The sequence below is a fragment of the Mesorhizobium sp. M2A.F.Ca.ET.037.01.1.1 genome, assembly GCF_003998075.1.
Classification (GTDB): Bacteria; Pseudomonadota; Alphaproteobacteria; order Rhizobiales; family Rhizobiaceae; genus Mesorhizobium.
In genome coordinates, this window is sequence record NZ_RZSA01000075.1 from 1 (window position 1) to 11,956 (window position 11,956).

The window sequence follows — 11,956 nt, forward strand, 5'->3', positions numbered from 1 at the left end:
GACATGGCGGAAGGTTAAGCGAAAATCGCCGCGCGCAAAAGCCGCGAATCCGGGGCATCGGATCCCGCCGGCCCGGGCCTTTTAGAAATACCGCGCGATGTTCGAACGGATACGCTCCAGCACCGTATCGCCGGAAAGGTCGGGCACGAATTTTGCGCCGGTTATCGCTTCATAGGCCTGGATATAGACCGCCGAGGCCTGGTTGATGATCTCGTCCGGAATTGGCGGGATCGGGTCCTTGTAGGGATCGCACCGCGCTGACACCCAGGAGCGGACGAAATCCTTGTCGAAGCTCTGCGGGCGCCCGCCGCTTGCGAACGCCTCGTCATAACTCGCAGCGATCCAATAGCGACTGCTGTCAGGCGTATGGATTTCGTCCGCCAGCACGATGGTGCCGTCCGGCGCGGTGCCGAATTCATATTTGGTGTCAGCGAGAATCAGGCCGCGTTCGGCGGCGCGCTGCTGGCCGCGAGCGAAAAGCTGCAACGCATAGCGCGAGACCGTATCCCACTGCGCCTGCGTGAGCAGCCCCTGGTCAATAATCTCGGCCTCCGACAGCGGCTCGTCATGGCCGCCATGGGCGGCCTTGCTGGTCGGCGTGATGATCGCCTGCGGCAGCTTTTCATTGTCGCGCAGCCCATCGGGAAAGCTGTGGCCGTAGAAGCTCCTTTCGCCTTTCCGATACTTGGTCAGGATAGAGGTGCTGGTCGTGCCTGCCAGATAGCCACGCACGACCATCTCGACCGGCAGCATGTCGAGCCGCGTGCCGACGACGACGTTGGGGTCGGGATATTCCAGCACGTGGTTGGGACAGATGTCGGCGGTTTCCTCGAACCAGTAGCGCGCCGTCTGGGTGAGCACTTCGCCCTTGAACGGGATCGAGGCCAGGATGATGTCAAACGCGCTCAAACGATCGGTGGCGATGATGATGCGGCGTCCGTCCGGCAGGTCGTAATTTTCGCGCACCTTGCCGTGATAGTGATTGGGAAGCTCGGGAATGAAGGCGTCGGACAGGATGCGCATGGGGCGTAGGCTTTCGCAGGCTTCTGATCAGGCCACATAAGCCGCTGCCCCCCTGCACATCAAGCCGGATGCTGCGGAACGGGCTTCTTATTGCCGGCGGCGCGAAACGCCCGCCAGTTCGGCCTGAAGGAAGGCGGAAACCACAACAGAATTCCGGCCAGGGCCGCAGGGACAATGACCGCGAAACGCAGGATCGAAAGCACGACGCCGCAGAAGCCGACGATCCGCACGGCGGCATCCGCGCCGAAACGCGGCGCAAGCAGATGCCTGGCGATCGCCCCGCCATCAAGCGGAATGGCCCGGAAGGAGGTTGAGAATGGCCAAGGCCGCATTCACCAATGCGCCAAGCCAAAGCGTCCACTCAAGAAGCGTGTCCAGTCTCGGCGGCGAACTGAAATGACCGTCCGGATCGACAGGCAACAAGGGCCGGGCAAGAAGGTAATAGGCAGCGGCAAAGCCCGCCACCAGGACGATGTTCACCAACGGCCCGGCAAACGCGATCCATGCCCAGCCATAGGGCGAAGCCGCGCCGGGCTTGAACCAGGCAAATCCGCCGAACAGGTACAGGTCTATCCGTTGGGTGCCGATGCCGCGCCGTCGCGCTGCCCAGACATGGGCAAGTTCATGCAGAAACACCGACAGGAACAGGAGCGCGGCGAATATGGCCGTATGGATCAGGGCGAGCCTGGGATGCCTCGACCATTCATGTACGAACGGCAGGACGGCTGGAATGGCAAAGGTCCAGCTGACATGAACGGGAATGTTCCCCTTCATCACGAAGACGAATGCGTCGTTCTTCCTGTCCCAACCGAACCGTTGCAAACCTGCTTACTCCGCCCGGAGCAACGCTACCCGAGAATCACGGCCCGCACAAAAGCAAAAGCCCGACCGGAGCCGGGCTTTGCATCTTTCTTGGTCCGCGACCATCAGCTCCTCGGCTTGAGGTTCTCCGGGTCGTAGAGCGGCTTGTAACCGACTCCCGCCACCTCGACCGGATAGGTCTCGCCAAAATACTCGACCTGCAGCTTGCAGCCTTCCTGGCAGTACGCCCAGGGCAGATAGGCAAGCGCGATGTTCTTGCCGATCGTCGGGCCATAGGCGACCGAAGTGGTGAAGGAGCGGCGGCCAAGCTCGTCGACCAGCGTCTCGCCGCTCGCGGGATCCTGCACAGGCATGGTGCCGACCGGGTAGCGGGCCACGCCCTTGGAATCGGTGTTCTCGGTCATCACCAGCGTGCACAGCATAGCCGGCTGATGCTCACGGGCGCGATACTCCAGATGCTTGGCTTTGCCGCAGAAGTCGTTGTCCTTGACCTTCGGACGGGCAAGGTCGGCCTCGAGCAGATTGTATTCGGTCAGCAGATCGGCGTTCTGGAGGCGTAGGCTTTTTTCCATGCGGCGCGTGTTGGCGTAGGTCTCGACGCCGAACGGCATGACGCCGGTAGAGCGCAGCGCGTCCCAGACGGCGAGCCCGTCCTCGTAGCGCATATGCAACTCCCAGCCCTGCTCGCCGACATAGGAGATGCGGAAGGCGGTCACATCCTTGCCGCCGATCCGGATCGGCTTGATCGCCGCGAAGGGGAAATTCTCCGGCGTCAGGCCATTCGGATCCTCGACCACCTTCTGCAAGGTCGTGCGGGCATTCGGCCCCCAGATACCGATGGTGACGTATTTTTCCGTCACGTCGGTGACGGTGACGTCAAAACCTTTGTCCTGCGCGGTGCGTTGCATGTAGCGGAAGTCGCGCGGACCGGCATCGGCGCCGTCGATCACGCGGCAGCGATCGGCCATGCGGATGACGGTGAAGTCTGCGCGCACCATGCCTTCCTCGTCGAGGAAGTGGGTGTAGATGCCCTTGCCGATATTGTTGTCGCCGCCGATCTTGGCCGCGCACAGCCATTCCAGCAGCGCGACATGGTCGGGCCCTTCGACGTCATACATCGAGAAATGCGACAGGTTGACGATGCCGCAATCCTCGCTCATCGCCAGATGCTCGGCATTGGAGACGCGCCAGAAATGGCGGTTGTCCCATTCGTTCTCGCGCACCGGCACGCGGTTGCCGTATTTCTCCAGGAGATGCTCGTTGGCGGCGTAGCCGTGCGCGCGCTCCCAGCCGCCCAGCTCCATGAAATAGCCGCCGAGTTCCTTCTCGCGCTCCCAGAAAGGCGAGCGGCGGATGTTGCGGCCCTTGGAGAAGGGCTCGCGCGGATGCACCGCTGGATTGTAGACCTTCATCGCCGTCTCGGTGCAGCGATCCCAGATGAACTGTTCCTGCGTCTGGTGCGGGTAGAAGCGCGAATAGTCGATCTGGTGATGGTCGATCGCGGTGCGGCCGTCGGTCATCCAGTCGGCGATCAGCTTGCCCATGCCGGGGCCGTCCTTGACCCAGATGGCGACGGCGTACCACAGGCCCCTCACCTTCTGGCTTTCGCCCATGGACGGGCCACCATCGGTGGTCACCTGCAGCAAGCCGTTGAAGGAATGGCCTTCATTGTAACCCAATTCGCCGAGGATCGGCGTCAGTTCCATGGCGCGCTCCAGCGGCGCCATGATCTGCTCCATGTCGAGGTCGCGCTGCGACGGCGACAGCCGCGCCTCATGCTTTTCGAGCAGGTCGCGCGGGTGGCACAGGCGCGGATTGGTCTCCTCGTAATAACCCCATTCGATCTGCCCGCCCTCGGCGGTCTTCGGATCGCCGGTGTCGCGCATATAGGCCGAGTTGCCCTGGTCGCGCAGCAGCGGCCAGCCGATCTCCTTGCCGGTGCCGGCGAACTCGTTGTAAGGGCCGAAGAAGGTCAGCGGATGGTCGATCGGCATGACCGGCAGGTCTTCGCCGACCAGAGCGGCGGTAAGCCGGCCCCAGATGCCGGTGCAGACCACGACATAGTCGGCCTCGATCGTGCCACGCTCGGTCACCACGCCCTTGATGCGGCCGTTCTCGACGATCAGCTCCTTGGCCGAGGTGTTGGCGAAGGCCTGCAGCTTGCCGGACGCGACGCCCTGATCGACCAGCTTGCCGGCGACGGTCTGCGAGCGCGGGATAACGAGGCCGGCATCCGGGTCCCACAGGCCGCCCTGCACCAGATGCTCCTCGATCAGCGGGAATTTTTCCTTGATCTCGGCCGGCTCGATCAGCCGCGCACGGGTGCCGAACGCCTTGGCGGAGGCGATCTTGCGCTTGATCTCGTCCATGCGGGCATCGTCGCCGACGCGGGCAACCTCGAGGCCGCCGACGCGCGCGTAATGCCCCATCTTCTCGTAGAAATCGATGGAATAGAGCGTCGTCCAGCAGGACAGGAAATCATGGCTGGTCGTGTAGCAGAAGTCCGAGGCATGCGCCGTCGAGCCGATATCGGTCGGGATGCCCGACTTGTCGATGCCGACGATATCGTCCCAGCCGCGCTCGATCAGGTGGTGGGCGACGGACGCGCCGACGATACCGCCCAGGCCGACGATGACGACCTTCGCCTTTTTCGGAAACTCTGCCATTGCCCGCGACTCCAAAGGGATAGACGGGCGCGTTTGCGCCCTTTCGAATGGCGCACAATATGCAGAGGACGACGGCTGGGCTACCGCCTGTTTGCGACACGCCACAGGTGCGGCGCGACCCCTTGCACAGAGCGGTCACCCAGGGGAATTAACTCAGGCGAAGGCCCAGATGTCCTCGGCCTGGAAGCCGACCTGATAACCAGCGGTCTTGAGCTTGACCACGACCTGGCCGATCTCGGCCGCTGGCAGCGCGCCGACCTCAATCTTGATCATACCGGGACGGTAGCGTTGCAGATCAAGCTGCTCGAACACCATCCAGTCGGCGCCCTCGCAGTCGACCAGGAAGGCGTCGATATGGGTGATGCCGTTGCGGTCGAGCAGCGTCTGCAAGGTCTCGGACGGCACCTCGATGTCCTTCAGATGCGGCGCGAACTTGTTGAAGTTGGCGTCCGCCTCGCCCCAGGCGTTCTTGCCCGACATCAGATTGGTGTCGGTGACCGACGAGCAGCCGATGAATTCGATCGGCAGCGTGCCGGCCTCGAGCGCTGCGGCATCGAAGGTGTGGACGGTGATCGTGCCCTGGGTTTTCGTGACAGCCACCGGCTCGATGATGAAGCGGCTGGCATCCGGGTAATTGGCGCGCAGGCGCTTCTGGTTATATGGGATTGGCTCGACCAGCATGGCGCGCGCCCCGGGAATGCGATGCAGCCAGGGCGTCACGTCGTCGAACAGCGCGCCGTCGCAGGCGCCAACATTGACCATCTGGAACGGCCGGCCGTCGCCGCCGAAACGGGCCTTTAGGGCAGCTTTGGCGAGGAATTTCGTGCCGTGCAAAGCCGGGCCGCGATCGAGCAGGCCGACTGGAAGGCTAAGCGACAGCAAGGTGCGCGCGAGGCTGGAAAGCGAGCTCATGACTTGTCTCCGGGAGTGACCTGCAGCGCCGCGCGGCGCCCGCCCTGGCTCGTCGCCCACAGCGCCATCAAGGGCGCGGCGAGCAGCAGGAAGGGCGGCAGGAGATTGGGGAAATAGATGCGGGTGTCGTGGATCGGAAAGACGGTGAACTTCGCCAACACGCCCAATACGAGCGCCGCCAGCAGGATGCCGGCGCGTCGGTCGAGACGGAAGCCGGCGCGGTCGAGCCCATACCATCCGGCCAATGCCAGCACCGACACGCCAACCCAACTGTTGAGGGTGACGGCGCGGACTACCGAGGCGGCGAAGGCCTTCAGATAGGCAGCAATGGAAAATGGCGGCTCGAAGCCGTCCATGTTGTAATGCTGCTCGATGGTGGAGAACCAAAGATGCGGCCACCAGCCGGGATGCTGCGCCCAATGCGAGATGGCGAAATAGGCGATGAAGGATGCCGCGAAACCGGCCAGCGCGCCCCACCCCCGCTCGCGGAACGCGATGAGCAGCACCGTGAAAATGGCGAGGAAAACGATGTTGTCGGGCCTGGCCATGAAAGCGAGAAAAAGGAGAACCGCCGTCGCCGCCTCCCGCTTGCGCACATAGGCAAAGGCGCCGCCGAGGAACAGCGCCGAGCATAGGAGATCGGGCGTCGAGGCGCTCGCCGCATCGCCGAAATCGGCCATGATCAGAATCGCGCCGACGATCGGCGCCAGCGCCAGCGCGCCTTCCGCGCGCAGCCAGGCGAGCGTGATGGCGCCGAACAGCAGCACGGAAAACACCTGCACCAGCCGCATCGCCTCGACCGGCGAGACGACATGGCTGAGGCTGGACAGGATTTCCGCATAAAGGAACTTGATCCGGTACATGCCGAGCAGCGAATGAAAGTCGGCGGCGCTCTCCGTCATGTGGCGGCGAAAGCCACCGCCATCGTCGGTCAACGTCTTGTAGTCGCCGGCCGAAACGCCTGCCTTGACCGTGCTGTAGGCATAATCATGCAGCGCCTGTGGATCGGGATAGGCGTCTTCCTCGGCGATCGCCAGATAGGGCAGCATGTCCCAATTGGTGTCGGGCATGAACCAGGCGGTCGCCGCGGTGAGCAGGATGTAGAGCGAAAACGCAATTGCCCCAATCGACGCGGCCCATTTCGCGTAAGCCCCCTCGCCCCACGCCAGACCGGCGCCGGTCAACCGTTCCAGCGGATTGGTGGGCGCGGACGGCCTAGTCAGCATGCTCGGCGGCCTCTTATTTGCCGACCTGGCTTTTCACGAAATCCTTCACGATCGCCACGATGCCGCGCGACAGAAGACTATCGAAGGCGTCGACGAAGCGGTCGACATGCTCGGGCTGGCAGATCAGCGGCGGCTCGAGCCGGATGACGTTGCGGTTATATTCGGTGAAGGCGACCAGCACGTCATAGTCGCGCAGCAAAAGCGAGCCGACGAAGCCGGACAGCGAGCCTTTCAACTTGTCGTCGAGCACGCTCACCACCGGTCTGAGCACCATAGGCAGGGTCTGCGAGAAATCGTGGAACTCGAGCCCGATCATAAAACCCTTGCCGCGCACGTCCTTGATGATCCTCGGATATTTTTCCTTAAGCGCCTGCAGCCGCTGGATGAGGTACTCGCCGGTCGAGGCGGCGTTGTCGATCAGCCCCTCGTCATAGAGGACATTGATGCCCTCGATCGCGGTGACGCAGGCCTCGCCCATGCCGCCGAAGGTCGCCATGGCGTGAATCATCGCCGTCTTCGGCGTGCCATAGGCTTTCATATAGACATCGCGCCTGGCGATCATGGCGCCGACCGCCGCCTTGCCGGCGCCGAGCGATTTCGCCAGCGCCGTCACGTCCGGCACCACGCCGTAATGCTCGAAGGCATAGAAGCGGCCCGAGCGGCCGTAGCCGCATTGCACCTCGTCGGCGACCCAAAGCACGCCATACTGGTCGCACAGCGCGCGTAGCTTCTGCCAGTATTGCGCCTCCGCCTGGATGATGCCGCCGCCGCCCTGGATGGTTTCGAGCACGATGACGCCGATCTGGGGATCGCTCTTGAACAGCCGCTCGACGGCGTCGATGTCGGCGAAGGGCACACGCACGACATTGTCCGCGACCTTGAAGTCGGCGCGGTAGAGTTGGCCGTCGGTGATCGCCAGCACGCCCTTGGTCTTGCCGTGGAAGGAATTTTCCGCATAGACGATTTTCGGCCGCTTCGGGCCGGCGGCGCGCTCGGCAAGCTTAACCGCCGCTTCCATGGCTTCAGAGCCGGAGGAGCCCAAGAACACCATGTCGAGGTCGCCCGGCGAGCATTTGGCGATGTTGTGCGCAAGTGCCGCAGCATATTGCGACATGAAGGCGATGGCGATCTCCTGGCGCTTCTCCTCCTGGAACTTTTTGCGGGCTTCCAGAATGCGCGGATGGTTGTGGCCGAAGGCCAGCGAGCCGAAGCCGCCGAAGAAGTCGAGGATCTTGCGGCCGTTCTGGTCGATATAGAACATACCCTCGGCGCGCTCGATCTTGACCTTGTGGAAGCCGAGCAGCTTCATGAAATGCAGCTGTCCGGGATTGAGATGCGCCTTGAACAGATCGGTGATGCGGGCGACATCCAGCGCCTTGGCCTGCTCGACGCTGATCAAGTCTGGCTTGGCGATGGAAGCGGGCGACAGCGCCGGCGCTTCAACCAGCGTTCGCGTGCCTGTCTGTTCCGGCTTGGCCATGACGGTCATCTGAAAAATCTCCCTTCGCGCTCTATTCGGCAGGCACATGTTTCGTGGCGACGGCGTGGCCGTCCTTCTTGGCGCGGTATTCGCTGTAGGCGGCGATCAGCATGTCCTCGTCGCGATATTGCGGCACCCAGCCGAGCTGGCGCTCGGCCTTGGACACGTCGAGCACGCATTCCTCGTCGGCGATCAGATACTGCTCAGGATCCATGATCGGCATGTTCAGCAAATCGAGCAGGTCGAGCGTGCGCTTGACCGCCCAGCCGGGCGTCGGCAGCAGGATCGACTTCGAGCCGGCATGGCGGATGAGATCGCCGAGCAGTTTCCTGACCGGCGGCGGGTTGAGCGAGCCGAGATTATAGGCCTCGTTCGGCACGCCGGCCTTCCAGGCGGCGCGGGCGGCCTCTGCGCAGTCGAACACCGAGATGAACTGATAAGGGTTCCTGCCCGAGCCGATCATCGGCACGGGCAGATTCCAGTCGATCAGCTTGAACAGTTTTTCAAGGATGCCGAGGCGTCCAGGGCCGATGATCAGGCGCGGCCTGAACAGCGAGATCGACATGCCGCGCTTGCGCCATTCGGCGGCGAGTTCCTCGGTCTTGAGCTTTGACAGGCCATATTCGCCGAGCGGCGCGACCGGATGGTCCTCGGTCATCGGCAGCACCACCGTGTGGCCGTAGATCATGTCGGTCGTGTAGTGGACGAGCTTCGAGGCGCCGGCCTTGTCCATCGCCTGGATGATGTTCTCGGTGCCGTGGAAGTTCACTGGAAAGAAGAAATCATGCCGCTTGGCGCGCACCTGGATCGGCGACAGCATCTTGGCCGACAGATTGTAGACCATATCGTCCGCCTTGAGCCCGACCGCCGCGACCGGGGCCGGATCGGTCACATCGCAGGTGATGAAGCGCATCGAACGGTAATGCGGCAGGTCGCTCTTCACGATGTCGGCGACGACGACAGTCTCGCCATCGGCGACGAGCTTGGGCGCAAGGTGACGGCCGACGAAACCGTCGCCGCCGAAAATCACATGTCTCATCGAACGATCTCGCTTGTCTGGATTTTGTCGGAGGCGATGGAAGCGGTCTGCTCCTCATGCCCGTGGCCACCCATTTCTCTGCCACTCTGGGCGATCAGGATCGTGCCGACGCAGATGCAGGCGATGCCGGCGATGCGCCAGCCATTGAGGTCCTCGCGGAAGACGAAATAGGCAAAGATCGCCACGGCGACATAGGCGAGGCTGAGGAACGGATAGGCGAAGCTGAGCTCGACCTTGGACAGCACATAGAGATGCGACGCCATCGAGATGACGAAGGTGCACAGACCGAGGAACACCCATGGGCTGAACACGATCTGCAGCAGCCTGACGAGCGGATTGACACCTTCGAAGGAGATCGGCCCCATCGACATCATGCCCTGCTTCAGCATCAGCTGCGCTGCGGCATTGGTCATGACCGTGAAGAGAATGAAGACTATGTATTTCATTGTTGCCACCCCGCCCCCTTGGGCGGTCCTATTACAAATCTGCCAATATTTCGTGAACCCACACCAGTGTTTTAAGTAAACCATGGCGTAACACTTTGTTTACCATGATCTATTCGACTTTTACCTATTCCGCGGCCTCAGCTCTTCCTTGTCCGATCTCCAGTCTCTTGGCGGTACGCGCCCAGAAGCTTGATAGGAAAGCCGGGTCGCGAAGCGCCTCCAGCCGTCGCCAATGCGGGAACGATGCGGCGAATGTCTCAGGCCCCATCCGGGCATCCTTGTAGGGGTTCACCGCCCCGCCCGCCTCAACCGTGATGCGGTCGAGCTGGGCAAGCAGCCGCAACGTCCTTTCACCCCGGTTGGGGAAATCGAGCGTCAGCGTGTAGCCCGGCCGCGGGAACGACAGCAGCGCCGGCGAGCGGACATCGCCGAAGCGCTTGAGCACCGTCAGGAACGATCCCTGCCCCGCCCGTCGCGCCGCCTCGAGCAGCGCGGGCACGATGCGGCGGGCCTTCTCCTCCGGCACCACGCTCTGGTGCTGGAAAAGCCCGCGCGGCCCGTAGAGCCGGTTCCAGTCGCGGACGCCGTCGAGCGGAAAGAAGAAGCCCTGATAGCCCGCTTGGCGTGGGACCGCGGACTTGCCCTTTTTCCAGCGGTAGGCCGCGTTGAAGGCCGTGAGGAAGGGCCGGTTCAGCACGTTGAACGGCGGCCGCACCGGCACGGAAAGCCGGGTGCCGGCATTCGCGGCGGCGTGGGAGCCGTGTTCGGCATGATTGCCGGTTAACAAAAGGCCGCGCCCGAGCCCATGGCCGCCCGCGAGCTGGTCGATCCACGCGACGGCATATTCGTTAGCCTGGTCCGCCGCCTCGGCGAGATCGAAGAATTCGCCGAGATGGCGAAACCGCGTCGCCTTCTCCATGATGTCGAGCGACGGCACGCGCAGAAGCTTGATCGATGCCGACAGGATCAGCCCGGTCAGGCCCATGCCGCCGATCGTCGCCCCGAACAGGCGGACATTATCGGTCGGCGAGCAGCGATAGGTCCGGCCGTCAGACCGCAGCAGCGTGAGGGCCTCGACATGACAGCCAAAGGTGCCGCGCCGATGGTGGTTCTTGCCGTGAACGTCGTTGGCGATCGCGCCGCCCAGCGTCACGAACTGCGTGCCTGGAACCACGGCTGGGAAGAAGCCGTAGGGCGCGGCGTAAGCGATGATGTCGCAAAGCAGCGTGCCGGCATCGGCTTCGAGCACACCGGTCTCTGCGTTGAAGGAACGGATGCGGTTGAGCGGCCGCATGTCGACCACCATGCCGGCATCGTTCTGACAGCTGTCGCCATAGGAGCGGCCATTGCCGTAGGCGAGCAGCGATCCGGCTTTCGCCTCGCCGCGCTTCAGCAAGGCGATGGCCTCGTCCGCCGGGATCGCCTTGCGCGCCGGTGGGGTCGCCAACCCGAAGCTGCCGAAGCGCTCCTGCCCCATCACCAGCCTCCGGCGACGAGGAAGACCGCGCCGATCGCGACGACGATCTGGCTGCGCCAGTCACGGATGATGAAGACGACCGGGTCGTCATGCATCTCGTCGCGCCGGGCCAGGATCCAGACGCGCATCGTGAGGTAGAGCACGATCGGCGCCAGCGGCCATATCAGCCAGGGATGCGGGTAAAGCTCGCGCACCGCCGGGCTGTCCATATAGAGCGCGAGCACCAGCGCCGAGGAGAAGGCCGACGCCATGCCGGCCTGGGCGACGATCTCCTGATCTTCGGTGCGATAGCCGCGGCCGGCGATGCGCTCGCCCGGAGGGATGGCCGTGGTGCGCAGTTCGACGAAGCGCTTCACCAGGGCCAGCGACAGGAAGAAGAAGATCGAGAAGGCAAGCAGCCAGAAGGAAACGTCCACGCCGGTGGCGGCCGCGCCCGCCAGCACGCGGATCGTGTAGAGGCCGGCAAGCGTCAGCACATCGACCAGAAGCATGCGCTTGAACGACAGCGAATAGCCGGTGGTGACGACCAGATAGCCGGCAAGCACGCCAAGGAATTCGATCGGCAGGAATAGGCCGGCTGCGATGCCTATCGCAAGCAGCGCCGCGATCGCGCCCATGCCGAACGGAATGGACAATGCGCCGCTGGCGAAAGGCCGGTTGCGCTTGGTAGGATGCTTGCGGTCGAGCGCGAGGTCGAAGAAATCGTTGAGGATGTAGATGGCGGACGCCACGGCGCTGAAGGAAACGAACGCCAGCAGGCATTCCCAGATCATATTGGGATTGAAATATTCGTGCGACAGCACCATCGGCACGGCGATCAGCGCGTTCTTCAGCCACTGATGCATGCGCAGCATCTTGATATAGG

The 11,956-nt window shown here is 63.2% G+C and carries 11 protein-coding genes; all 11 read right to left on the bottom strand.

The genetic code is table 11. The features are described from left to right. Window positions 1–81 precede the first annotated feature (81 nt). Window positions 82–1,023: a phosphoribosylaminoimidazolesuccinocarboxamide synthase gene (locus EOA27_RS06330; RefSeq protein WP_126082165.1), complete on the bottom strand. Its 942-nt coding sequence runs from the start codon at window positions 1,021–1,023 to the stop codon at window positions 82–84. A 59-nt stretch (window positions 1,024–1,082) separates the two neighbouring features. After that, entirely contained in the window at window positions 1,083–1,253 is a 171-nt protein-coding gene (locus tag EOA27_RS41450; RefSeq protein ID WP_189343107.1) for a hypothetical protein, read from the bottom strand. Between the two features lie 55 nt (window positions 1,254–1,308). Beyond that, window positions 1,309–1,845, bottom strand: coding sequence for a site-2 protease family protein (locus EOA27_RS06340; protein WP_126082164.1), 537 nt, complete (start codon window positions 1,843–1,845; stop codon window positions 1,309–1,311). Window positions 1,846–1,949: 104 nt separating this feature from the next. Beyond that, a complete protein-coding gene (locus tag EOA27_RS06345) occupies window positions 1,950–4,511 on the bottom strand; it encodes an FAD-dependent oxidoreductase (RefSeq protein WP_126082163.1) in 2,562 nt (853 codons plus the stop codon). Between the two features lie 153 nt (window positions 4,512–4,664). Beyond that, window positions 4,665–5,423: an FkbM family methyltransferase gene (locus EOA27_RS06350; RefSeq protein WP_126082162.1), complete on the bottom strand. Its 759-nt coding sequence runs from the start codon at window positions 5,421–5,423 to the stop codon at window positions 4,665–4,667. Next, window positions 5,420–6,649 carry a hypothetical protein gene (locus EOA27_RS06355; protein ID WP_126082161.1) on the bottom strand — a complete coding sequence of 410 codons (1,230 nt, stop codon included), beginning with the start codon at window positions 6,647–6,649 and terminating at the stop codon, window positions 5,420–5,422. The genes EOA27_RS06350 and EOA27_RS06355 overlap by 4 nt, the downstream gene beginning before the upstream one ends. Window positions 6,650–6,662: 13 nt before the next feature. Next, window positions 6,663–8,129: an aspartate aminotransferase family protein gene (locus tag EOA27_RS06360; RefSeq protein ID WP_189343377.1), complete on the bottom strand. Its 1,467-nt coding sequence runs from the start codon at window positions 8,127–8,129 to the stop codon at window positions 6,663–6,665. Window positions 8,130–8,160: 31 nt separating this feature from the next. After that, window positions 8,161–9,168 (bottom strand): NAD(P)-dependent oxidoreductase, encoded by a 1,008-nt coding sequence (locus tag EOA27_RS06365; RefSeq protein WP_126082159.1) that lies wholly within the window; start codon window positions 9,166–9,168, stop codon window positions 8,161–8,163. Beyond that, window positions 9,165–9,614 carry an EamA family transporter gene (locus EOA27_RS06370; RefSeq protein ID WP_126082158.1) on the bottom strand — a complete coding sequence of 150 codons (450 nt, stop codon included), beginning with the start codon at window positions 9,612–9,614 and terminating at the stop codon, window positions 9,165–9,167. The genes EOA27_RS06365 and EOA27_RS06370 overlap by 4 nt, the downstream gene beginning before the upstream one ends. A gap of 124 nt (window positions 9,615–9,738) precedes the next feature. Then, window positions 9,739–11,091 carry an FAD-binding oxidoreductase gene (locus EOA27_RS06375; protein WP_126082157.1) on the bottom strand — a complete coding sequence of 451 codons (1,353 nt, stop codon included), beginning with the start codon at window positions 11,089–11,091 and terminating at the stop codon, window positions 9,739–9,741. Continuing rightward, window positions 11,091–11,956 (bottom strand): UbiA family prenyltransferase (locus EOA27_RS06380; protein WP_127255765.1); only part of this gene is annotated, 866 nt, incomplete at its 5' end. The genes EOA27_RS06380 and EOA27_RS06375, both read right to left, overlap by 1 nt.

Coding starts and splice junctions, on each gene's coding strand:
- EOA27_RS06370 (WP_126082158.1), bottom strand. CDS start 9,614: ATGAAATACATAGTCTTCATTCTCTTCACGGTCATGACCAATGCCGCA.
- EOA27_RS06355 (WP_126082161.1), bottom strand. CDS start 6,649: ATGCTGACTAGGCCGTCCGCGCCCACCAATCCGCTGGAACGGTTGACC.
- EOA27_RS06365 (WP_126082159.1), bottom strand. CDS start 9,168: ATGAGACATGTGATTTTCGGCGGCGACGGTTTCGTCGGCCGTCACCTT.
- EOA27_RS06330 (WP_126082165.1), bottom strand. CDS start 1,023: ATGCGCATCCTGTCCGACGCCTTCATTCCCGAGCTTCCCAATCACTAT.
- EOA27_RS06345 (WP_126082163.1), bottom strand. CDS start 4,511: ATGGCAGAGTTTCCGAAAAAGGCGAAGGTCGTCATCGTCGGCCTGGGC.
- EOA27_RS06350 (WP_126082162.1), bottom strand. CDS start 5,423: ATGAGCTCGCTTTCCAGCCTCGCGCGCACCTTGCTGTCGCTTAGCCTT.
- EOA27_RS06360 (WP_189343377.1), bottom strand. CDS start 8,129: ATGGCCAAGCCGGAACAGACAGGCACGCGAACGCTGGTTGAAGCGCCG.
- EOA27_RS06375 (WP_126082157.1), bottom strand. CDS start 11,091: ATGGGGCAGGAGCGCTTCGGCAGCTTCGGGTTGGCGACCCCACCGGCG.